The organism is Alkalihalobacterium sp. APHAB7 (assembly GCF_048323755.1).
GTDB lineage: Bacteria > Bacillota > Bacilli > Bacillales > Bacillaceae_F > Alkalihalobacterium.
Map to the genome: position 1 here is coordinate 12517 of NZ_JBLWFS010000026.1, position 22235 is coordinate 34751.

General features: G+C 36.6%; 22 protein-coding genes. 16 read left to right on the forward strand and 6 right to left on the reverse strand.

Annotated elements, in window-relative coordinates; all coding sequences use genetic code 11:
• Positions 1-8: 8 nt before the first annotated feature.
• The 4 genes from ACNSTQ_RS18940 (at position 9) to ACNSTQ_RS18955 (ending at position 3580) form a co-directional block, all read left to right on the forward strand.
• The gene (locus ACNSTQ_RS18940) at positions 9-1292 is read left to right on the forward strand and encodes a TRAP transporter large permease (protein WP_418201347.1); all 1284 of its coding nucleotides are present in this window, start codon (positions 9-11) and stop codon (positions 1290-1292) included.
• A 33-nt stretch (positions 1293-1325) separates the two neighbouring features.
• Positions 1326-2258, forward strand: a complete 933-nt coding sequence (locus ACNSTQ_RS18945) for a ketopantoate reductase family protein (RefSeq protein ID WP_418201348.1) — start codon at positions 1326-1328, stop codon at positions 2256-2258.
• A 167-nt stretch (positions 2259-2425) separates the two neighbouring features.
• A complete protein-coding gene (locus ACNSTQ_RS18950) occupies positions 2426-2737 on the forward strand; it encodes a hypothetical protein (RefSeq protein WP_418201349.1) in 312 nt (103 codons plus the stop codon).
• Positions 2738-2944: 207 nt separating this feature from the next.
• Positions 2945-3580 (forward strand): MOSC domain-containing protein, encoded by a 636-nt coding sequence (locus ACNSTQ_RS18955; RefSeq protein WP_418201350.1) that lies wholly within the window; start codon positions 2945-2947, stop codon positions 3578-3580.
• A 401-nt stretch (positions 3581-3981) separates the two neighbouring features.
• Here the strand turns inward: ACNSTQ_RS18955 and ACNSTQ_RS18960 are convergent, their stop codons facing one another.
• From ACNSTQ_RS18960 to fdhD, 3 genes are all read right to left on the reverse strand, one after another.
• Positions 3982-4209, reverse strand: coding sequence for a hypothetical protein (locus ACNSTQ_RS18960; RefSeq protein ID WP_418201351.1), 228 nt, complete (start codon positions 4207-4209; stop codon positions 3982-3984).
• A gap of 47 nt (positions 4210-4256) precedes the next feature.
• On the reverse strand, positions 4257-5279 hold the full coding sequence (gene moaA, locus ACNSTQ_RS18965; protein ID WP_418201383.1) for a GTP 3',8-cyclase MoaA: 1023 nt from the start codon (positions 5277-5279) through the stop codon (positions 4257-4259).
• A gap of 143 nt (positions 5280-5422) precedes the next feature.
• Positions 5423-6214, reverse strand: coding sequence for a formate dehydrogenase accessory sulfurtransferase FdhD (gene fdhD, locus ACNSTQ_RS18970; protein WP_418201352.1), 792 nt, complete (start codon positions 6212-6214; stop codon positions 5423-5425).
• Between the two features lie 443 nt (positions 6215-6657).
• Between fdhD and ACNSTQ_RS18975 the strand changes: the two genes are divergently transcribed.
• From ACNSTQ_RS18975 to ACNSTQ_RS18985, 3 genes are all read left to right on the forward strand, one after another.
• Positions 6658-7929 carry an OFA family MFS transporter gene (locus ACNSTQ_RS18975; protein WP_418201353.1) on the forward strand — a complete coding sequence of 424 codons (1272 nt, stop codon included), beginning with the start codon at positions 6658-6660 and terminating at the stop codon, positions 7927-7929.
• Positions 7930-7987: 58 nt separating this feature from the next.
• Positions 7988-8356, forward strand: coding sequence for a DUF2294 domain-containing protein (locus tag ACNSTQ_RS18980; RefSeq protein ID WP_418201354.1), 369 nt, complete (start codon positions 7988-7990; stop codon positions 8354-8356).
• A gap of 155 nt (positions 8357-8511) precedes the next feature.
• Positions 8512-10869, forward strand: a complete 2358-nt coding sequence (locus ACNSTQ_RS18985; RefSeq protein ID WP_418201355.1) for an FdhF/YdeP family oxidoreductase — start codon at positions 8512-8514, stop codon at positions 10867-10869.
• An 88-nt stretch (positions 10870-10957) separates the two neighbouring features.
• Here ACNSTQ_RS18985 and moaC read toward each other — a convergent pair whose 3' ends face one another.
• Positions 10958-11449, reverse strand: a complete 492-nt coding sequence (gene moaC, locus ACNSTQ_RS18990; protein ID WP_418201356.1) for a cyclic pyranopterin monophosphate synthase MoaC — start codon at positions 11447-11449, stop codon at positions 10958-10960.
• A 138-nt stretch (positions 11450-11587) separates the two neighbouring features.
• On the opposite strand from moaC, the gene ACNSTQ_RS18995 reads away from it, so the two are divergent.
• From ACNSTQ_RS18995 to moaD, 7 genes are all read left to right on the forward strand, one after another.
• On the forward strand, positions 11588-12103 hold the full coding sequence (locus ACNSTQ_RS18995) for a MogA/MoaB family molybdenum cofactor biosynthesis protein (protein WP_418201357.1): 516 nt from the start codon (positions 11588-11590) through the stop codon (positions 12101-12103).
• Between the two features lie 225 nt (positions 12104-12328).
• Positions 12329-13480 carry an AimR family lysis-lysogeny pheromone receptor gene (locus ACNSTQ_RS19000; RefSeq protein WP_418201358.1) on the forward strand — a complete coding sequence of 384 codons (1152 nt, stop codon included), beginning with the start codon at positions 12329-12331 and terminating at the stop codon, positions 13478-13480.
• 170 nt (positions 13481-13650) lie between these two features.
• Positions 13651-13809, forward strand: a complete 159-nt coding sequence (locus ACNSTQ_RS19005; protein WP_418201359.1) for a hypothetical protein — start codon at positions 13651-13653, stop codon at positions 13807-13809.
• 604 nt (positions 13810-14413) lie between these two features.
• Positions 14414-15688 carry a gephyrin-like molybdotransferase Glp gene (glp, locus tag ACNSTQ_RS19010; RefSeq protein WP_418201360.1) on the forward strand — a complete coding sequence of 425 codons (1275 nt, stop codon included), beginning with the start codon at positions 14414-14416 and terminating at the stop codon, positions 15686-15688.
• The gene (mobB, locus tag ACNSTQ_RS19015) at positions 15685-16200 is read left to right on the forward strand and encodes a molybdopterin-guanine dinucleotide biosynthesis protein B (RefSeq protein WP_418201361.1); all 516 of its coding nucleotides are present in this window, start codon (positions 15685-15687) and stop codon (positions 16198-16200) included. The genes glp and mobB overlap by 4 nt, the downstream gene beginning before the upstream one ends.
• On the forward strand, positions 16197-16664 hold the full coding sequence (locus ACNSTQ_RS19020) for a molybdenum cofactor biosynthesis protein MoaE (protein WP_418201362.1): 468 nt from the start codon (positions 16197-16199) through the stop codon (positions 16662-16664). Before mobB ends, ACNSTQ_RS19020 begins: the two co-directional genes overlap by 4 nt.
• 1 nt (position 16665) lies before the next feature.
• Positions 16666-16899, forward strand: a complete 234-nt coding sequence (moaD, locus tag ACNSTQ_RS19025) for a molybdopterin converting factor subunit 1 (RefSeq protein ID WP_418201363.1) — start codon at positions 16666-16668, stop codon at positions 16897-16899.
• 58 nt (positions 16900-16957) lie between these two features.
• Here moaD and mobA read toward each other — a convergent pair whose 3' ends face one another.
• Positions 16958-17548 carry a molybdenum cofactor guanylyltransferase gene (gene mobA / locus ACNSTQ_RS19030; RefSeq protein WP_418201364.1) on the reverse strand — a complete coding sequence of 197 codons (591 nt, stop codon included), beginning with the start codon at positions 17546-17548 and terminating at the stop codon, positions 16958-16960.
• Between the two features lie 124 nt (positions 17549-17672).
• On the reverse strand, positions 17673-18968 hold the full coding sequence (locus ACNSTQ_RS19035) for an MFS transporter (RefSeq protein WP_418201365.1): 1296 nt from the start codon (positions 18966-18968) through the stop codon (positions 17673-17675).
• 422 nt (positions 18969-19390) lie between these two features.
• On the opposite strand from ACNSTQ_RS19035, the gene nirB reads away from it, so the two are divergent.
• The gene (gene nirB / locus ACNSTQ_RS19040; protein ID WP_418201366.1) at positions 19391-21811 is read left to right on the forward strand and encodes a nitrite reductase large subunit NirB; all 2421 of its coding nucleotides are present in this window, start codon (positions 19391-19393) and stop codon (positions 21809-21811) included.
• 14 nt (positions 21812-21825) lie between these two features.
• Complete coding sequence (gene nirD / locus ACNSTQ_RS19045) at positions 21826-22152, forward strand: nitrite reductase small subunit NirD (RefSeq protein WP_418201367.1); 327 nt, start codon at positions 21826-21828, stop codon at positions 22150-22152.
• The last annotated feature ends 83 nt before the right edge of the window (positions 22153-22235 follow it).

Here is a 22235-nt window from a genome sequence, read left to right on the forward strand (position 1 = left end):
GAGATTCTATGATTATATTATTATTTCTTCTCTTAGTAATTTTATTGGCATTGACAATACCCATAGGAATATCCCTTGGTTTTATCACCATTTTATCAGGGTCTGTCTTAGACATTAGTGTCAACCTTTCTTACATCGTACGTAATATGGTCTCATCCTTAGACAGTTATCCATTGCTAGCCGTCCCGTTATTCATTTTATCCGGTACAATTATGGCTAAAGGTGGAATGTCAGAACGGTTATTTAATGTATTTATTTACATGTTCGGAAATCGTACAGCCGGAATTCCGATTGCAGCAATTACTACATGTCTCTTTTATGGAGCAATATCGGGTTCAAGTCCGGCTACTGTAGCAGCGGTTGGAGCAATGGCTATTCCGATTTTAACGAAACTTGGCTATGATCGAGGGTTTAGTACAGCAATGATTGCTACGTCTGGTGGGTTAGGCGTTATTATTCCACCAAGTATTCCATTTATCATTTATGGGATGTCAGCTAACCAATCAGTTGGTGACCTATTTCTAGCTGGGATTTTGCCAGGTATTATCATTGGGTTAGCGTTAATGATTTATGCGTATATTTATTGTAAAAATAAAGGAGAAAATAAAGAACAAATTATGGCTGTCTATGATGATATGAAGAAAAATGGGTTCTTTAAGACGTTTAAAGATGGTTTTTTTGCCCTATTAGCTCCAGTTATTATTTTAGGCGGAATATATGGCGGGATTGTTACACCGACAGAAGCGGCAGTTATCGCGGTTGTCTATGCGCTCGGTATAAGTGCATTTGTGTATCGTACTGTCAATTTTAAAAATTACTTATTAATTCTCCAGGAGTCCATTAAGGTTACCGTACCTGCCATTTTAATAGTAGCAGTGGCGAGTGTTTTTGGTAGAGTTCTAACTCTATTGAAAATCCCTCAATCGGTGGCTTCAATGATGACCTCTTTAACAGAAAATAAAATATTAATTCTTCTTTTAATTATCCTTTTCTTATTGATCGTGGGGATGATTATGGAAACACTAGCATCTATTTTAATTCTTACACCAATCTTCTTACCTGTTGTAATGCAAGTAGGAATCGATCCTATTCATTTTGGAGTAATCATGATTATCGCTTTAGCGATTGGTTATGTAACACCACCAGTCGGCGTTAATCTTTATATAGCTAGTGCAATGACAAAAATTCCAATTACTGTTATTGGTAGAAAAGCAGTGCCTTTTATTGTTGCCTTTATTATTTCTTTATTGGCGATCGCGTTTATCCCACAAATTAGTCTTTTCTTTATTTAGAAAATGAAACATCTTAAAACCGGAGGGGAAATTATGAAAATATGTGTTGTTGGTGCAGGTGCAGTTGGCGGTTATTATGGGGCAGCCCTAAAAAGATCAGGGGTTGACGTGACGTTCATTGCTAGAGGTGCCCATTTAGAAAAAATGAATGAAAAAGGACTTGAAATTCGATCACCTCAAGAGACATATACGGTTTATGGAGAATTTACAAATGATATTAAAGCTGTTGAAAAAGCAGATCTTATATTATTTACGGTAAAATCCACAGAAACGAGAACGTTAGCTGAAGAGATTGCTCCTTATTTAAAAAAGGATGCGTCTGTATTAACACTTCAAAATGGGGTAGATAATGAAGAAGTGTTGTCTGCAGTGTTAGGAGAAAATCGTATCGTTGCTGGAGTTACATACGTATCGACAAAAGTGGTTGAACCAGGTGTCATTCAGCGTTTTCATGAAATACAAACGATTGTGATGGGTGCTTTATCGGAAACGAACAGTAGTGCTGCGACATGGAGGGATCTTCTTCATCAAGCAAACGTAGATGTTGAAATTGCTGACTCCATAGTAGAAAAAAAGTGGGCCAAATTACTTTGGAATGCCACGTTTAATCCATTATCTGCAGCTGCATTAGCTCCTGTAGGAGATATCCTTGATGAAAAGCATCTACGTACGACGGCTGAAACTATTTTAGAAGAAGCCCTTAGTGTAGGGCGAGCTTTAGGTATTACTTTTGAACAAGAATGGGTGGACCAAATTTTTCCGTTATCCGAAGTAGCGAGAGCCCATAAAACATCAATGCTGCAAGATCGGGAAAGTGGTAAGAAGATGGAGGTTGAATCCCTTTGCGGATATTTTGTCCGTAAAGGAAGCGAGTTAGGTGTCCCAACACCGACTATACGGACTCTTTATGCAATCCTCTCCTCGATTAATGAGCAAGTGGGAAATAAAGTCTCAACGACAAAATAATAATTGATGAGTAAATACCCATTTCAGACGATTTGGGTATTTTTATTTTGTTTAGTATAGGTTGTTTATGAATAAAGAGTGTTTGTTAATTTGTTAAGTTGTATAGCTCATTTGCATGATAGGTAATACTAAAACAACTAATTCAAAGTCACTGAGGAGGGAAAATCATGCCGCGTAAACCAAAACCAGCAGAAGAGGGCACAGAAGAAGTAATAGAAAATCTGGAAGAGAACGGTGATGAAGTTGGCAGGCTTACCCGTTTGTTGGCAGCAGTACTAAATTATCTTTCTGATGATGAAGTTGAAGAGATAGATATTGAATACCTTTTTAATCACACTGAAGGATTGCGAGAATGGTGGGAACAATACCGTGAAAGTAATCGAAAAATAATAGAAGATGATATCAAAAATTCTTTAGGTGAACTGTCTTTGAAAGAATTAGAAAGCATCTATGAGAAGATCAAAGAAAAGGAAAAGTAAGGTGTTTGGATAAGGATACAGAGATGCATAAGTAGCCTTTATTGATTAATTGAGGTGGAGCGTACTTTATTGGTAGTTCAAATTAAGGTAGTCTAACTAAGCACTTTTTTCATTTTATATGAGCTACTACTGATCTAATCGAATTAGATATGATGTTCTCGATATGGTAAAATTATCAAAAAGAGAACGAGATAGGAGTGACCCTAAATGTCGATGACTTGTATGTCTATACAAATTGGAAAACCAATGACAATTGATCATAACGGAAAAGAATTAACAACAGGTATATATAAATCACGAGTTGAAGGTTCAGTATTTATAGGAAAACTTAATGTTGAGGGCGATGGACAAGCTGATTTGAAAAATCATGGTGGAAAAGATAAGGCTGTATGTGTTTATCCTTACGAGCATTATGCTTATTGGAAGAAAGATCTCAATAAAGAAATGACAAATGGTGCATTTGGTGAGAATTTAACGGTGAAAGGAATGGTAGAAAAAGGAGTATACATTGGAGATACATATAAAGTTGGTGACGTCGTCGTTCAAGTGAGCCAACCGCGCCAACCTTGTTTTAAGTTAGCTAGAAGAAATGAAGTCGATGATCTTGTTGTACGAGTTCAAGACACTGGGTTTACTGGTTACTACTTTCGTGTGCTGGAAGAAGGATTTGTGGAAGAAAATGACACAATTGAACTGATTGAACGTCACCCGCATGCAGTTAGTGTCGACTTCGCAAATACAATTATGTTTAAGGAAAAAGATAATGTTAAAGGTATCAAAAGAGTTTTAGCTGTAGAAGAACTATCAGATAGTTGGAGAGCGACCTTGCAGAAGCGTTTATAGAGCAAGAGGGTATGTTGTTCAATCTTATAGCACAATACCTTATAACAAAGCTAGCCTTATTAATAAGTAGGGTCTTCTTAACTACAATAAAATTATTTTCAAAAAAGAGTTTAGATGCTACAAAAGTCGGGTACTTGTAAAGTAACGTTACAAAAACTTCTATTTTAGTTGATAACTTCCTAGATCCACTTATAAGGAAAAACTATAGCATGAGGAATGGGAGGTAAGAGTAGTGTTATTTAAAGTGCGCGAATGGAGACGGTTATCTAAAAAGGAGCAGTTACTCATATTGTACGGACTCGTATCGTTAAATGGGAAGAAAAGGCAAGAAGCTTAACACAAGTGTTAGATATATAAAAGAGGTTGACCTTTTGAGTAGAAATGAAGGTCAACCTCTTTATTTATTTGATCAGCTGTTTCAGTTTTACATTACGATCTTTTTGCTCTTCTTTCGATACTAAATCGTACTTTTTTAATAAATGAAACAGTTCATTCAGTTGAGCTTGACTAAGAGGCTCATTTAAAAATTGCTCAGTAGCCTCATATAGTTCAGTGGGTAAAAACGCTTGTTGATCCTCTAACTTCTTACGTACATCTTCTAAAGGATGATCCAGTTTACACGAACTCATAACTTCCACTCCTTTATTATGCTGAAATGCGGTGCCAGGCACCGGTGTTAACCTCCGATGTGGGACATTTCAATTTTTTTTCGTTTGTGTTTAAGGTGGCTGCGATCGACAGAATATTGATCTTTACGACCTTCCCAAATACTTTCAATATGTTTTGATACTTCTTCATCAGAAAGAGAAGAGCGAACAATCTCACGTAAATCATGACCGCTAGAAGAGAATAGGCACGTGTAAAGTTTTCCTTCTGCCGAAATTCGAGCTCGGTTACAGCTTTTACAAAATGCGTCGGTCACTGAAGAAATAACACCAATTTCATCCTCTGAACCAACGTAGCGGTATCGAGTTGCAACTTCACCGACATAGTTTGGTTCAATAGGTTCGAGTGGCATAACTTCATGGATATCGTTAATAATTTGCTTTTTTGAATAAACATCATCAAGGCGCCACTCATTTGTATTTCCAACATCCATAAATTCTATAAACCTGAGAATATGGCCTTGTTCACGGAAAAATTTAGCCATAGGAACAATTTCTTTATCGTTCATCCCGCGTTTAACGACCATATTGATTTTAACTGATAAACCAGCTTCCTTAGCTGCTTCAATACCATCAAGGACAGCTTTCACCGTAACCCCTCGACCGTTAATTTTACCGAATAAATCGTCATCCAAAGAGTCTAAACTGATAGAAACTCGCATTAAGCCAGCTTCTTTTAAAGCTTTTGCATATTTAGGTAAAAGTACACCGTTTGTTGTCATCGCAATATCTTCGATGCCGTCAATCTTATTAATCTTCTCAATAAGTTGAGGCAAATCTTTCCGCATTAACGGTTCACCACCCGTGATTCTAATCTTTTTAACACCGAGAGAATTCACGAATAGTCTAGTTAATCGTTCTATTTCCTCAAAGGAAAGAATTTCATGCCGTTCTAAAAATGGATAGTCGGGTCCAAACAGTTCGGCAGGCATGCAATACGTACAGCGAAAGTTACATTTGTCTGTCACTGAAATACGTAAATCTCGCAATGGCCGTTTTAATTGGTCATAGACACTTTGGCTTTTACTCACGATAGCAGCCTCCTCTACTATGAAAATTATAAATATGAAGCGTTACCTTCAATACTATTATGATAAATTACAATCCGTTATTTAAGATCCTAACATAAAAATTAGTAAGATCTATATTATAATAAAATATAAGTTGGTTTTATTTTCTAATTTTCCACAATACGATGCGGATGAGAGTAGACGTTAAAAGAGGATCCCCGGATAAACCCAACCGCTGTTATATTTAAGTCTTGTGCAAGTTTAATTGCTAAGTCAGTAGGAGCAGATTTCGAAAGGACGATACCGACTCCGATTTTTGCTGCTTTCGTCAATACTTCGGATGAAATTCTACCGCTAAAAACAAGAACTTTATCTCGAACTGGGATACGATTTATAATACAGTGCCCAAACAGCTTATCAAGTGCATTATGGCGACCGATATCTGAACGATCAACTATAATTCCATAAGAATCACAGATTGCTGCATTATGAACACCGCCTGTTGATTGAAAGACAACACTATTCTTTTGCATTTTTCTCATCAGATCCAAACATTGTTTACCTGTAATCGTAGTCGTGGAAGTTGACGTTTTCGCTGTCCGAACATCATTATGAAAATAAAACTGTCTACTTTTCCCGCAACACGATCCAATAAACCGCTTTGAATAGTATTGTTGGCTTGTTATTTGATTTGCATGCAAATCAACGTAAGCAAAGCCTTTACTTTTATCGATATTCATACTTTTTACGTCATCTTTCGTACGAATAACACCTTCAGAAGCAAGAAATCCAATGACCATTTCATCAAAATGGGTGGGGCTGCAAACCATCGTTGCAAATTCATCATTATTCACATGAATCGTTAACGGGAATTCAGTAACGATTTCATCATCTGTATTGTTGAGTTGGCCGTTTTCATATTTTACAATGGGCCATTTTGTACTCATTTGTCCGTCCATTCCGTCCCACCCCAAGTAATTTTCTTAATTACTAAACAATATAAACATATTCTTATCTATTAGACAAGTTAAATGTATTACCATTTATCTATGTAGAAGTCACCCGACAATATTAAAGATTTTTTAATAATTATTACATGATGTGCTGAAATCGTAATAAATAAGTGTTGAAATTGTAATGAAATCGAGTTATATTATTACTGTTCATAAATCTGTAACATTTAAGATCTGAGATAGCGACCCTGTCATCGGTTTAAATGTTTACTAGATTAACGCGAATTACGTTGGTTATAAAGTAGAGTTCCTGCTTGCCACTAACCGTCGCTGTATACTTACTAAGATTGAAATGTTTCGTGTGAAAACGTTTTCGATCAAGACGTAAGGTACTTGCGACGGTTTTATTTTTGTCCAAACAAAATAGATGAGAGAGAGTCGAAAGGAAGATGAAAGTGGGAAAAATAAAAAATCGTTGGTTAATCGCTTTAGCCGCGGTAGGGATCCATATTTCTATCGGATCGGTTTATGCGTGGAGTGTATTTACAAATCCACTTCAAGAACAGTTTGGTTGGAGTTTAAGTGCAATATCATTAACTTTTAGTATTGCTATTCTATTTTTAGGCTTATCAGCAGCATTTATGGGGCACTTCGTAGAGAAGCATGGACCTCGTAAATCTGGTCTCGTTTCAGCAACATTCTTTGGAATTGGTTTAATCGGTGCTGGATTAGCGATTAACATGGGAAGTTTAACTATGTTTTATATTACTTACGGAGCTTTAGGTGGTATTGGATTAGGTGTTGGTTATATTACACCGGTCTCAACACTTGTAAAATGGTTCCCTGACCGTCGTGGTCTTGCAACAGGTCTTGCGATTATGGGATTTGGATTTGCAGCTATGATTGCTAGCCCTATTATGGCGAACTTAATTAGTTCAGTTGGTATAGCGAATACGTTTTTTATTTTAGGAGCTGTCTATTTTGTAATTATGACTGCTTCAGCACTTTATCTTGAGCGTCCGCCAGAAGGTTGGATGCCAGAAGGATATAAGCAGCAAGTTGCTTCAGGTGCTAAAAAGCCAGCAGCCGACTTATCACAATTAACTGCAAACGAAGCAATTAAAACAAAACGCTTCTACTATTTATGGGTCATGTTATTTATCAATGTAACATGTGGTATTGCAGTTCTTTCTGTCGCATCTCCAATGGCACAAGAAATTGCAGGGCTATCAGCTGCAGCTGCTGCTACAATGGTAGGTTTAATGGGATTATTTAATGGAATTGGCCGTCTCGGTTGGGCATCGATTTCTGACTATATTGGAAGACCGAATGTATACACAGCATTTTTTGCAATTCAAATTGTTACATTCTTATTATTACCTAGTATTACTCATGCAATTTTATTCCAAGTCGTATTGTTCTTAATTTTAACTTGTTACGGTGGTGGATTTGCTTCTATTCCTGCTTATATTGGAGATCTTTTTGGAACAAAGCAACTTGGAGCCATCCACGGTTACATTTTAACTGCATGGGCTGCTGCTGGACTAGCGGGTCCGATCATTGCTTCTTATGTACGTGAAACGACAAATAGTTATGCAGGAACACTATATATCTTTGCAGCGATGTTTGTTGCAGCCTTAGCCGTATCTTTAATTATTCGCTTGGATATTAAAAGACTTAAAGCAGAACAAAGCACGACTGAAAACAAGCTGGCGAGTTGACATTTCAAGTTTAGAAGACTACTCTTTTAGATAGAATAAATAAAAGGGTTGACGTTATATGAACAAATATGAAGCTGAATTTAGTAATTTAGTTCGGTCTTTTCGAAAAAAACATATGGGGAAAGGGCCTAGCAAAATTAATACAAAGTTTTGTAAGAATTGGGCAATATGCGAGATGGAAGGAAACCTTTCTCCAATTGAAAAATTTATCGCAACAGCGGACGAAGGTAAGCAAATGCTTCGTGCTGCGAGAACAGAGATGGTCAAAGAAATGTATCGTAAAAACCCACCTGCTGAGATGGAAGAGTTTTTACAATGTCAATTTGTCGAACTTTTTGTAGATATAAATATTGAAAAAGATTTGGGCATGTCCATTTTTGTTTTTGATGAGGACATTGAAGAGAAATTTTGTAAACTGAATAGCTAGGTTTGGTACTTAGCAGCGATCCTGCCGAAGACTCAACCACCGATTTACCTTTTCATATAGAAATAGGGATTTCGGTGGTTTTTTATTTCTAAATTACAGTGAATTTAAATAAGTAATAAATAATAGGTTATGCAAGAATTTAAGGAGTGTTAATCATGGGAAAAACAAAACATCCAGGACCAATGAAAAAATCCAAAATGCCAGACCCAAGTCTTTGGGTAAGTCCAGTTCCTTTTGGATTAGGTAAAATAAAGCCAAAACATATTCGCGATTCAATTAAAGTAGCTTGGGAAAATAAAGATAATTTAGGTTATGCGTCTAGAATTATATCTAAAGGAGTTTGTGACGGCTGTGCATTAGGTGTTGCTGGGTTATATGATCAAACCTTAACAGGCCCACACTTATGCACAACAAGATTAAACGTTCTTCGTTTAAATACAATGCCAGCCATCAAGGAAGAGATTTTACATGCGGATATCGATGAGTTAAAAAAGTATGACAGTACAGATCTACGTAAATTAGGTAGGATCCCATATCCATTAATCCGAAGAAAAGGGGAGAGAAAGTTCTCACGTTTAACTTGGGATGATGCGATGGACATGATTGCGGACAAAATGAAAAAATTAAATCCGAAACAATATGCATTCTATTTAACTTCACGTGGTATCACAAATGAGTCATATTATGTAGCTGGTAAAGTAGCGCGTTTCTTAGGAGCAAACCATATCGATAATGCATCACGAATATGTCACTCCCCAAGTAAAACGGCCTTAAAGCGTTCGATTGGGGTAGGGGCATCTACAGTTAATTATCAAGATTGGATTGGAACGGATGTTCTTTTATTCTGGGGAAGTGTAGCGTCTAACGCTTCACCTGTATCTTCTAAGTATATGTTAGAAGCGAAGAAAAGAGGAACGAAGATTATTGTCATCAATCCATATCGAGAGCCAGCTATGGAAAATTATTGGATTCCATCGAATGTAGAATCAGCACTTTTCGGAACAAAACTTGCGGATGATTTCTACCAAGTCAACATCGGTGGAGATATTGCATTTATGCACGGAATTATGAAATATTGGTTCGAGATGGAAGAAACAGCTCACGGCTCTGCGATTAACCATGCGTTTGTTGAAAAGCATGTGAACGGTTATGAGGAATTAAAAGCAAATGTTGAAGCACAAAACTGGGAAGATATCGTTAAGTCTTCTGGTATTTCAAAAGAAAGAATTATTGAACTAGCAGAGTTACTAGCGAAAAGTAAGAATGCGGTATTTGCTTGGGCACTAGGTTTAACGATGCACTCATTTGCAACAGACAACATCTCACAAGTAGCGAACCTTGCGCTACTACGTGGATACTTAGGCCGAAAACATGCTGGTCTTATGCCATTCCGTGGTCACTCTAGTGTACAAGGTAGTGGAGAAATGGGAGCTGATCCTTTCGTTCTTCCTGGTGGTGATTTCTATGGTGAAAACATTGAACGTATCGAAAGGTTATGGGGCTTTTCCCTTCCAAAATGGCAAGGAGACACGGTTGGTATTACACTTGAAAATATCGTTCTTCCAGAAGGTCACGAACGAAAAGTGAAGTTGTATTATATGTCTGGTGGTAACTTCTTAGAAACGATGCCAGATCCTAACTTTGTTGAAAAAGCTTTATCTGAACTCGATATCAGAGTACATCAAGATATCATCTTAAACACTTCCACACTTATTGATGCAAAAGAAGCTGTTATTGTATTACCTGCAAAAACACGCTATGAGCAAGAAGGTGGCGGTACTTCAACTTCTACGGAGCGAATGGTTTACTTTTCTCCAGAAATTGAAGGAAATAAAAATCGAATTGAAGAAGCACGTACTGAGTGGAAAATTTATATTGATTTAGCGAAACGTGTAAATCCGATGATGGCACATTTAGTAGATTTCAAAAATGCTGATGAAGTACGGGCGGAAATTGCTAAAGCGAACCCAAGCTATGAAGGTGTACAGCATTTGAAAAAGCAAGGAGATGTGTTCCAGTGGGGTGGAGCTTGGTTATGTGAAGATGGGGTTTGCCCAACTCCAGATGGAAAAGGAAACTTAATCCCAGTGGAAATTCCCGATCTCGGTAAGAAAAAAGGTCAATACCTACTAACGACTCGCCGAGGAAAGCAGTTCAATTCAATGGTATACAGCACAAAAGACTCATTCAATAATGCAGAACGATATGATGTATTAATGAATGCTGAAGATGCGAAAGAATTACGCGTTACTGAAGGTGAAGGTGTTGTCGTCTATAATGGATTCGGAGTATTCCAAGGAAGAGCAAAATTTGTAGATATCGCACGTGGAAACGTTGAGGTTCACTTCCCTGAAGGAAACTTCTTACTTCCAAGAGGACGTTATGAAAAGTACGCTCGTATTCCAGATTACAATATTGTCGTTTCAGTTGAAAAAGCAGACCGGTTCAATGCTCGAAAAGACCGAAAATATTTAGAAAAGCCAATTGAAGACCTAGAAACCACTGTTGGGTAATGAGAGCCATATAATAGAAGAAAGAGGTTTAGCGTCTGCTAAACCTCTTTCTTATTCAAGTCGTTAGGAAATTGTAATGATAATTCATCTAAGCCTTACTTCTCGAAAAATCACCGCTTTTTCCACCTGACTTTTGCATCAGGAATGTCTCACCAATGATCATGCCTTTATCAACGGCTTTACACATATCGTAAACAGTTAATACTGTAGCGGATGCTGCTGTTAAGGCTTCCATCTCAACCCCGGTTTTACCAGTCGTTTTAACCGTAGCTTCAATATGTAGCTCGTAGTGGTCAGGTTCATTCGTTTCCCACTCAAATGAAATATCCACGCCTGTCAATTGTAATGGGTGGCACATAGGAATCCAGTTGGCTGTATTTTTAGCTGCCATGACTCCAGCAACTTGAGCAACAGCAAGGACATCGCCTTTTTTAAAAGATCCTTCGATTATTTTTGTATAAATTTCTTGATTTACTTTTATACTTGAATGAGCGACAGCTTTTCTCGAGCTAACTTCCTTTTCGGAGATGTCGACCATTTTGGCTCTTCCTTGTTCATTAAAATGGGTTAGTTCACTCATATGATTTCCTCCTTAAATGACTCTTCCAATTTTACCATGAACAGACGATAAAATGCTAAATTACAAAGTTGAAATTATGTAAATTAATATAGTTTTGGTATAATTTTATTTACAAACTATTGGAGAGAGGGTTAGCAAATGTCTACATATGAACATAAAAAAGAAGCACCTAAATCAGTGAATTGTATGATTATAACAGTTTCAGATACTAGAACAACTGAAACGGATAAAAGTGGTGGACTAATCCAAACACTACTAGAAGAAAATGGACACGTTGTAACAGAATATCAAATCGTAAAAGACGAATATGCAGGCATTCAAGATTTGTTAAAGCAAGCAGAAACGCGTGCTGATGTAGATGCAGTCCTTTTAAATGGCGGAACAGGAATCGCAATGCGTGATACTACGTATGAAGCAGTGAAAGAACTATTACATAAAGAAATGCCAGGGTTTGGAGAGATTTTTAGATACTTAAGCTATGCTGAAGATATCGGAACAGCTGCAATTTTAAGTCGTGCGGTTGCAGGAGTATTTGGAACGACAGCGGTCTTTTCCATGCCAGGGTCATCAGGTGCGGTAAAATTAGCGATGAATCGAATTATTATTCCTGAATTAGGGCATGTAATTCGAGAAATTCGTAAAGACTTGAAATAACTAATAATCGCACTAAAGGTTTTTAATGTTTAGGAATTAATAATGAAACTATTTAAATTAAGAGAAAGTTTATAATATTATTCCTATTACAACATTGAAAAATAGTTCATTTTATCTAGAATAAATAACAAAATTTATTTATTTTGTGCTATAATTTTGCTAACTATCTATTCAATACTTAAGGGTAACCACTTAATATATTGAATGAAAGGGTTCAATATAAACATGCTAAAGCAAATGCTAAAAAACCAAATAGAAACAGAAAAAGGGCTGGCTAACAAGTTAATTAATATTTCAGGCCTCAAGAGTAAATCTTCTTTATATAAATTTCTCAATGAAAAAGATCGTGAATTCGATAACTTTGAAGGTTTGTTAGATATAGTACGTTATCTGTTTGCTGATCAGGAGTTTGAGATAATGGACGCATACTTCAGAGAAGTCAATCCCAATGGCAAAACAGCAAGAATAAGTCTTGAGTATGCTTCGGTCAATCGCTTAAATGATTTAAAACAATTCATGATTGATAAGCTGAAAGAAAGTAAAAATGCAGAAAGTCGTGAATGGGCTAAAGTATATGATGTTGATCAACTAGTGATGGAAGGGCTTCTGTCACCGAGTGAGGCTAATATACTATTTGATGAATTGGTATTAAAAACGCAAGAAATGAAGGTATTATCTAAAGTCTTTATGATATATAACTATTTTGATATGAAAATGCTAGACCGATGTGAACAAGTTGCTGTACTTATAGAAGATGGTATTAATCAAATGAAGAAATATCCATTTCTAAGAAAGTCCTTAAAATGCCGTATTGGACTTATTAATATGAATATTGGAAATAGGGAAGAAGTTATAAAAAATGGGAAAATTGTTATTAATTATGCCGTAAGTGAATTAACTAAAGCTGTTGCCCTCCATAATTTGGGAGTTGCTTTTATTAGTGAAAGTTATGACCTAGCTTATTCATACCTATCAAAGGCGTTGCATATTTATTCTAAATATAAATCGCAAAATACATTAAATACAAAACGAACAATAAATTTCCTTCAAAGTTATTGGAATAAAGAACCAGAGTTCTTAGACTTTCAATCAAATGATGAATTAGATCGACATGAGGTTGCTTTTTACTATATTCAACAACAACAAGGGGAAAAAGCTTTAGAGGTTCTCAATAGTATTAATATTGATACTCAGTCGCATTACTCAAAAGGTTTTTATTACTTCTATCTTGGACTTATATCAAAAAATCGTGAAGACTTTTTGAATTCCGTAATAGAATTCAAGTATGCCAATCAAAAACTGTTTTGTCATTTCCCTTTACTCGAGCTAAAAAAACTTGGTGAGGATGAGCTGACACTAAAAGTTCTAGAAATTTAATAAGAATGCAAGACGAATGACACTTTCTAATTGAAAGTGTCATTCGTCATTTATCGACAAGTTTCCCGTTTTTTAAATTTGAAAAATCGGAAACACGAAGAATATTTGACAAACATAGACATATATTTGAATAGAAAATAAAGATTTTGTTTTGAGGGGGAGCTAGCAAGATGAAGATTGGAACAAAAGTTAGATATAACAATAAGGTTTATACAATTTTTTGGATTTATGAGAGTGGCTATTGTGAGATCCAAGAGGAAGATTATTTTCAGGTTGTTTTAGCGGATTCATCCGAATTAGAAGTGCTTCCACAAAACGAAATTAATTGAATGGATTAATACATGTTTTTCTAATCTTCAATGAAGGCAATGTGTATATTCGTTTCCAACCATGCTTAATCATTTTTCTTTAGTTACTAAGAAAAAATGGTACTTTTGTATGGATTTTTCAAGGTGTTTTGATATTTGTTTCACCGTGTACTGAAATATTATCTGTTCTATATGTTACTTTTAAAAATTTCAGTAATAGCTATAATAATCCCTCGATACAAATTATAAAAAAATCCTTGTATTCTTATGTTATTACTAGAATTATATGAAATTCTTCATCTTCATGCCACATCAGCATCTCAGTAGAGTAGTTATAACCTACTTCTCATCACAACTAAAAGCCTTCGAAGAAGCTCCTACTTAACCTATCTATCATCGATCTGAAAGCTCATTTATTAAAGCACTGAACTAGTCAAATTTTTATCGTTCACACTATCGTTAAAACCACCAGAATTATGCAAGTTATAAGGCCCTACCAATATTAATGAAACGGTATTTAGTGTATAATAATAGTGTCGAAATTTATGAAATTGGAACGTGTTGCATTCCTTATTATTATTATTGAAAAAATCATTGATCATTGTAGTTTTAGGAGGATACATCATTGGTAGAAAGAAGAACTCCAATACCTGTAAAAGATGCTGTGAATAAAATAATGGACCATGTCCATCGAAATGGTGAGGTGGAATATGTAGCGATCGATGAATGCCTCGGTCGTTATTTAGGTGAACCTTTAAAAGCTGACCACGATGTACCACCGTTTGATCGATCACCCTATGATGGTTTTGCGATTCGAAGTGAAGATACACAGGTCGCAAGCTCAGATGAACCAGTAACATTAGAAGTGATTGAAGAAATTGGTGCAGGAACAGTCGCAAAAGCAGCGCTTCAAGCAAAGCAAGCGATACGTATAATGACAGGAGCACAAATTCCAAACGGAGCGGATGCCGTAATCATGCTTGAACTCGTTAAAGAAGTACAAGAGAACGGGAAAACATACATACAGGTAAAACGTAAAGTATTATCGGGTGATAATATATCTAGACAAGGTGAGGATGTCCAAAACGGTTCGGTTTTACTTGATAAAGGAACAAAAATTAATGAAGGAACGGTCGCATTATTAGCAACATTTGGTTATGCGAAAGTTCCCGTGTTTAAAAAGCCCGTTGTAGGAATTATTGCTACTGGTTCAGAGTTATTAGAAGTTAACCAACCGTTGGAACCAGGAAAAATCCGCAATAGTAATGGATATATGATCGCAGCGCAAATTCAAAAGATCGGTGCAGAACCGAAATTTTATGGGAAATTAGCGGATGACTTTGATACTTGCTTTGAAAAGATCAAACAAACATTAGCCGAAGTCGATGTGTTGGTAACTACTGGCGGTGTTTCTGTTGGTGACTTTGACCATTTACCAGACATTTATAAGAAGCTTGAAGCCGAGGTTTTGTTTAATAAAATTGCGATGCGTCCAGGCAGTGTTACAACAGTTGCCGTAAAAGACGGTAAATTTTTGTTTGGACTTTCGGGAAATCCATCAGCATGCTTTGTAGGATTTGAATTGTTTGCACGTCCTGCAATTCTTAGTTTAGTTGAGGCAGATTGTGTGCATTTACAAAAGGAAAAGGCCATACTCGATAAAGACTTTCCAAAGCCGAACCCATTTACTCGCTTTGTTAGAAGCAGAGTATCGATTGAAGATGGAAAGCTCATTGTGGCTCCAGTCGGTTTGGATAAATCAGGTGTCGTTTCTTCGATTGCGTATGCCAATGCACTTCTCATGCTACCAGGCGGTACGAGAGGGTTTGAGCGTGGTATGGAGGTTGAGGTACTGCTTCTAAACGGCGAAGGCAGTACTTCAATTTGGGAAAAAGAATGAAACTAATTCAAGTCGCAGGTTACAGTAATTCCGGAAAAACAACATTAATAGAAAAATTAATTACGAGCCTAAAGGGTATAGACGTTAGGGTTTCAGTTATTAAACATCATGGACATGAAAATCGCTTAGCAGCATTAGATGCTGGAAAAGACTCGGCAAGGTTTCGTGAATATGGTGCAACTGGTACGACTGTTGTTGCTGGACATACTGTTCAAATGCACTTTAATCATGAAGCGAATTGGTCGATAGAAGATGCCCTTAAGCTTCAGCAGTTTTTAAATATAGATATTGTCATCATTGAAGGATTTAAAACGGAACCGTTTCCTAAGATCGTCATTGTAAGAAAAGCGGAGGACATCGAGTTATTGGAACAACTTGAAAACATACAAGCGGTTCTGTTGTGGAAGAATATTGAACTACCAACTACAATAGGAGTTCCTACTTTTTTATTAGATGATTTTGAGTCATTTTTTAGTTGGTTTATGAATGGTGTATTGGGAGGAAAGAAATGAGTGAACAGCTTTTTGAAATTATACAGGAACCGATTTCAATTGAAACGATCGTGAATAAAGTAGTCGACCGTAATGCAGGTGCGATTAATACTTTTATTGGTACAGTTAGAGAGATGACCGGTGAGAAGAAAACCGTCTACCTTCGTTATGATGCTTATGAGACGATGGCTGTTAAAAAACTAGCTCAAATTGGTGATGAGATTCAAGAAAAGTGGCCACAAGCAAAAGTGGCAATTACTCATCGAATTGGTGATTTAGAAATTACCGATATCGCGGTTGTCATTGCTGTTTCAACACCACATCGTGCGGATTCTTATGAGGCTAGTCGTTATGCAATTGAAAGAATAAAAGAAATTGTACCGATTTGGAAAAAAGAGCATTGGGAAGACGGGCAAGAGTGGGTCGGCGACCAATTGGAAAAAGTAAAATATGAGACAGGTAAGCCGGAAATAAAAGAGGTGTAAGATGAAGGTTTTATTATTTGCACAATTAGAAGAAATTGTTGGTGAAAGAGAAATTGAAATTAAAAGTGAACCGATCACAGTTCAACAGTTAAAAAAGGTATTATTGGAAAAGTATCCTAATTTACGTTCATTAGATAGTACGATTGTGGCGGTCAATGAAGAATATGTGAAAAATGATACACCACTCAAAGAAAATGATGTTGTTGCTTTAATTCCTCCTGTAAGTGGTGGGTAATAAGAGTGACAAATAAATAAACATCCATCACTTGATGGATGTTTGTTTATTCATATAGCTAACTAAAACTTAAATCATCTTTTTCATTAATATTACGAAATGCCTCATGATGGTTCCACTCGTTTTCCTCTATAAACATGGTATCAACGGCCTGAAGTAACATTCCTATTTTCAAACAATTTTCTTTTAGGTTTTTTTCTATTGCCGGTAAGCATCGTCTGTTGTACATAGCAATTATTGGTTGTTTTTTTCCTGCAACATGAGGTACAAATGCATCTTTATCAGGGTGGCGCTCAGTATATGATCGTAGCTGATTGACTATTGCCGCATGAATATAGGGAGTATCGCAAGGGAGTACCAAATACCATTCTGAATGAATGTGTTTCATAGCACTATAGATGCCCGCTAGTGGTCCATCGCCACGAAACTGCTCTTCATCTAAAATGACATCATATGTAGTTTGGCGGTGAATTTGTCGAATAAGATCAGGCTGGCTCACAATGACTATGTCTTCTGCGTTTTCTTGTAAAGCATCTAGACTGTATTGAAAAAACGGCTTTCCATCAAGTTCATACAAAGCTTTAGGTTCACCGAAGCGTCGTGAGGCACCTCCAGCTAATAAAATTCCGACAACATGATGGGGTTTCATAGGCATTCCTCCTAACTACCTTTACACTTCATTATTTCATAGGAACGGTAATTTTACTATAGCCATAAAAAAACAGGCCCTTCACTTAGTAGTGAAAAGGCCATGTTCTTGTTAGGCGCTTAGATTAACATTTAACTTCTGCATTTTTTCTTGAGTAGAAGTACCAGTTGATAACTAAGCTGATTACGTAGTAACCGATAAAGATAAATAGAGCTAAGTTAGCATATCCAGTTGTATCAATTGACCAACCGAAAATTTTTGGAATAAAGAATGCACCGTATGCTGCAAATGCGGCAATTAACCCTAGTACAGGTGCTGCAAATTTTTCTTCAAAAATGAATGGTACCATTCGGAAAGTAGATCCATTCGCAATTCCAGTTCCAGCAAATAACACTAAGAATGAAATTAAGAAACCAGTAAAGTTATTAATATTTAAGAAGTAGATGACACTTGATGTTGCAAGGATCATCGCGACAATCGTCCAGAATGTTACCTTTGCACCACTATTCACTTTATCAGAAAGCCAACCACCGAATGGACGGATTGAAGCACCAACTAATGCACCTAAGAAAGCAAACTTCATCACATCGATTTCCGGGAACTCAGAACGGATTAATAATGGAAATGCCGCTGCGAACCCGATAAATGAACCGAAGCACATTACATAAAGCCAAGTCATAACCCACATATGTTTCATTTTTAGAACAGAAAGCTGACTCTTAATACTCGGTTTTGCTACAGGAAGTTCATCCATAAAGAAAAATGTAACAATGACAGAAGCGATAATTGGAATTACCCAAATAAATGCTGCATTTTGAATATAAACAACGCTACCATCCGCTAAAGTTTGCCCGCCACCAGTTAGAGCACCAATAAATCCTAAACCAATTACGATTGGAGTTAAGAATTGAACAACACTAACTCCTAAGTTTCCAATACCAACGTTAATTCCATTGGCTGTACCTTTTGCTTTTTTAGGATAAAACGGATTTAGAGTCGCCGTTGAAGACGCTAAGTTACCTCCACCAAGTCCACATAAAGCAGCAAGGATAACCATTGTTTGAAAACTTGTTTCAGGGTTTTGAACGGCAAACCCAATGCCGATCGCTGGTATTAATAGAACAACAGTTGTAAGTAATGTCGTTTTTTTACCACCAATTAAGCCTGGCATAAAAGTGTAGAATAAACGTAGTGTTGCTCCAGTTAATCCAGGTAAAGCAGCTAATGTAAATAATTGACTACTTGTAAAATTAAAGCCTACATCATTTAATCGTACGGCTGTAACTGACCATAATTGCCATACACAGAAGGCTAAGATTAAAGAAAATACGGATATTAATAAGTTCTTTCTTGCAATTTTCTTGCCATCACTTTCCCAAAAGCTTTCATTTTCTGGCTCCCATTTCGTAATTTTCGCCATGATCTATTCCCCCAAATACTATTGTTTAATTTTCTTCACATCGATGTTTCTTACAAAATTGATGATACAATCAAACGAAAAAGTTGAGTGTGATTTTTTTCACAGGAAATAAATAAAAATAGAACATACTATCGAAAAATATCAATGAATAGAAGAAAATTAATCAGGACGATTATATAGAAAGAACTAGTATAACTTCGTAAATAAGTTAAAGAACGAACAGTTTAACTATAGAAAAAATAGTTATTACAAATTATTGAACGAAACTTTTTCACAAAATAGTAATATTTTAATTCATAGGGTGTGATTTTCATCACAGTTTTTGCAAGTTCTTAATTGTTATACTGAGATCATAAAAATTGAAAACAACTAGAGATGTATGCTCCTATTTGTGAAATAGTGAGCAAGTGGAGGTCTTAAAAATGGAGAAAAAGAAACTAGTCATGATAGGAAATGGAATGGCAGGGGTTAGAGTCATTGAAGATCTATTAAAAATAAACCGTGATCTATTTGAAATAACGATTTTTGGTGAAGAACCACATCCCAATTACAACCGGATCCAACTTTCAAATATACTTCAAGGGGAAATGAGATTTGAAGATACGATAATCAATAATTGGGATTGGTATAAAGATAACGGAATTCAGTTGTTTACGGATGAAATGATAACAAAAGTAGATCCGCAGCACCAGCTAGTTTATTCAAATAAAGGACAAGTTCTATCATATGATGAACTAATTATTGCGACTGGTTCAAAGCCATTTATTTTACCTGTTCCTGGGGCCGAACTTTCAGGAGTCATTGGATTTAGAGATATTGAAGATTGCGTAACTATGATGGAAGTTGCTAAGCAACATAAAAAAGCAGTTGTAATTGGAGGGGGACTTCTTGGACTTGAGGCTGCTAAAGGATTACTTCATTTAGGAATGGAAGTGGATGTCGTTCATTTAGTCGAACATTTGATGGAAAAACAGCTAGATCCTGTTGCTTCTAGTATGTTAAAACAAGCATTAGAAGAGCAAGGGATGAACTTCCTCATGCCAAAATCAACGACTGAAATTGTGGGAACCGATCGAGTCGAGGGTGTTCGATTTTCAGATGGAAGTGAAGTGCAAGCAGACTTAGTCGTAATGTCGGCCGGGATTGTTCCAAACATTGATTTTATTAAAGGCAGTGACATCTATATCAATCGTGGCATTGTAGTTAATGATTATTTAGAAACGAATATTCCTCATGTGTATGCTGTAGGGGAATGTGCAGAACACCGAGAAGTGGTTTATGGTTTAGTGGCTCCTTTATATGAACAAGGTAAAGTATTAGCCAATCGTTTGTGCGGTGTCAAGGAAGAAGGTTACGAAGGTTCATTGTTAGGAACCCAGCTTAAAGTAACTGAAATTGATTTGTTCTCAGCTGGAGAAATTTATGATGATGCATCAACCAAATCAATAAAAGTCCATAACGAATATGAAGGTGTCTATAAGAAGGTTTTAGTTAGAGATAATCGAATTGTCGGTGTCGTTTTATATGGTGATACAAAAGATAGTTCAAGATTATTTAGAATGTTAACGAACAAAGAAGATATTTCAGATCAAGCCACAATTTCTTTCTTACTAGCGCCAGGAGCGGATGCGACGACTGACGTTGGAGCGATGCCAGATAATGAAGTTATTTGTGGTTGTAACGGAACGACTAAAGGAACGATTGTCGATGCCATTCAACAACAAGGACTTGCAACAATAGAGCAAGTAGGTGGTTGTACGAATGCAGGAAGATCTTGCGGGCGTTGCAAACCATTAATTGGTGAAATTCTCGAACATGCATTAGGTTCTGACTATGAATTGACTGCTCAAAAAGAAACATTATGTGGGTGTACAACTTTTAGTCGAGATGAAGTTATAGATGAAATAAAAGATAAAGGATTAACTTCACCAAAAGAAGTCATGATGGTTCTGAACTGGAACGAAGAACAAGGCTGCTCAAAATGCCGTCCAGCGTTAAATTACTATCTCGGTATGATTAATCCAGAATATAAAGATGATAGAAATTCGCGTCTTGTAAATGAAAAATTACACGCTAACATTCAAAAAGATGGAACGTATTCAGTTGTTCCTAGAATGTACGGTGGAGTGACGACAGCTGAAGATTTAAGAAAGCTTGCTGATGTTGCTGATAAGTATAATGTGCCACTCGTCAAATTAACAGGTGGACAACGAATTGGTTTATTTGGATTGAAAAAAGAACAACTCCCTCAAGTATGGGAAGAGCTAGGGATGCCATCTGGATATGCTTACGGAAAGACGCTTCGTACAGTAAAAACGTGCGTAGGTTCACAGTTCTGTCGTTTTGGTACTCAAGATTCGATGAGTCTCGGCATTGAATTAGAAAAACGCTTTGAACGTCTTGATACACCACATAAATTCAAAATGGGTGTATCCGCTTGTCCGAGAAACTGTGCAGAATCCGGAATTAAAGATGTCGGAGTTGTTGGAGTTGATGGTGGTTGGGAACTATATGTCGGTGGTAACGGGGGCACAGACTTACGTGCTGGAGACTTCTTCTGTAAAGTCAAAACGGAACAAGAAGTATTTGAAATGACAGGGGCTTTTATACAGTATTACCGTGAAACGGCCAATTATTTAGAAAGAACCTCTCACTGGGTGGACCGCCTTGGATTAGACCATATTAAGGAAGTAGTAGCCGATGTAGAAAAAAGAGCGGAATTAAACGCAACGCTGCAAAAAACAGTGAGTCGTTATGAAGAGCCGTGGCAAAAAATAAATGAGGATGAAAGTATCCGTGAAGCCTATTTTAAAACAACAACTATACCAGTGCCAGTTCAGTAGAGAGGAAGATTAGAATGATGAAAACAAGACAAGCTATTAAACTTTATTCATTTCATGAACTGCCAGAAATGATTGGTCAAGTGTTTTCTGTCGATGGGGAGGAGATTGCTCTCTTTCGCCTATCAGATGGTTCGGTTCGAGCGATCGAAAATAAAAGTCCACACCCTAAAGGAGGCATTCTTTCCGAAGGTCTTGTCAGCGGTCACTTTGTTTTTTGCCCGATGCATGACTGGAAAATTTCATTAATCGATGGAAAAGTACAAGCTCCTGATGAAGGTAAAGTTAAAACTTACACCATCGAGGTTGAAGAAGGAAATGTAAAGCTTATTTGGGAGAAATAATAGATGAAGGGGGTGTTGATTTACGACTATTTCGTGAACAGAATTATAGGTGACACGATTTTGTGATTTTTTTCACAGCCTCA

Excerpts from the sequence above, each read along its gene's own strand:
- ACNSTQ_RS18940 (WP_418201347.1), top strand. The coding sequence starts at position 9 with ATGATTATATTATTATTTCTTCTCTTAGTAATTTTATTGGCATTGACA.
- ACNSTQ_RS18945 (WP_418201348.1), top strand. The coding sequence starts at position 1,326 with ATGAAAATATGTGTTGTTGGTGCAGGTGCAGTTGGCGGTTATTATGGG.
- ACNSTQ_RS18950 (WP_418201349.1), top strand. The coding sequence starts at position 2,426 with ATGCCGCGTAAACCAAAACCAGCAGAAGAGGGCACAGAAGAAGTAATA.
- ACNSTQ_RS18955 (WP_418201350.1), top strand. The coding sequence starts at position 2,945 with ATGTCGATGACTTGTATGTCTATACAAATTGGAAAACCAATGACAATT.
- ACNSTQ_RS18960 (WP_418201351.1), bottom strand. The coding sequence starts at position 4,209 with ATGAGTTCGTGTAAACTGGATCATCCTTTAGAAGATGTACGTAAGAAG.
- fdhD (WP_418201352.1), bottom strand. The coding sequence starts at position 6,214 with ATGGACGGACAAATGAGTACAAAATGGCCCATTGTAAAATATGAAAAC.
- ACNSTQ_RS18975 (WP_418201353.1), top strand. The coding sequence starts at position 6,658 with ATGAAAGTGGGAAAAATAAAAAATCGTTGGTTAATCGCTTTAGCCGCG.
- ACNSTQ_RS18980 (WP_418201354.1), top strand. The coding sequence starts at position 7,988 with ATGAACAAATATGAAGCTGAATTTAGTAATTTAGTTCGGTCTTTTCGA.
- ACNSTQ_RS18985 (WP_418201355.1), top strand. The coding sequence starts at position 8,512 with ATGGGAAAAACAAAACATCCAGGACCAATGAAAAAATCCAAAATGCCA.
- moaC (WP_418201356.1), bottom strand. The coding sequence starts at position 11,449 with ATGAGTGAACTAACCCATTTTAATGAACAAGGAAGAGCCAAAATGGTC.
- ACNSTQ_RS18995 (WP_418201357.1), top strand. The coding sequence starts at position 11,588 with ATGTCTACATATGAACATAAAAAAGAAGCACCTAAATCAGTGAATTGT.
- ACNSTQ_RS19000 (WP_418201358.1), top strand. The coding sequence starts at position 12,329 with ATGCTAAAGCAAATGCTAAAAAACCAAATAGAAACAGAAAAAGGGCTG.
- ACNSTQ_RS19005 (WP_418201359.1), top strand. The coding sequence starts at position 13,651 with ATGAAGATTGGAACAAAAGTTAGATATAACAATAAGGTTTATACAATT.
- mobB (WP_418201361.1), top strand. The coding sequence starts at position 15,685 with ATGAAACTAATTCAAGTCGCAGGTTACAGTAATTCCGGAAAAACAACA.
- ACNSTQ_RS19020 (WP_418201362.1), top strand. The coding sequence starts at position 16,197 with ATGAGTGAACAGCTTTTTGAAATTATACAGGAACCGATTTCAATTGAA.
- moaD (WP_418201363.1), top strand. The coding sequence starts at position 16,666 with ATGAAGGTTTTATTATTTGCACAATTAGAAGAAATTGTTGGTGAAAGA.
- mobA (WP_418201364.1), bottom strand. The coding sequence starts at position 17,548 with ATGAAACCCCATCATGTTGTCGGAATTTTATTAGCTGGAGGTGCCTCA.
- ACNSTQ_RS19035 (WP_418201365.1), bottom strand. The coding sequence starts at position 18,968 with ATGGCGAAAATTACGAAATGGGAGCCAGAAAATGAAAGCTTTTGGGAA.
- nirB (WP_418201366.1), top strand. The coding sequence starts at position 19,391 with ATGGAGAAAAAGAAACTAGTCATGATAGGAAATGGAATGGCAGGGGTT.
- nirD (WP_418201367.1), top strand. The coding sequence starts at position 21,826 with ATGATGAAAACAAGACAAGCTATTAAACTTTATTCATTTCATGAACTG.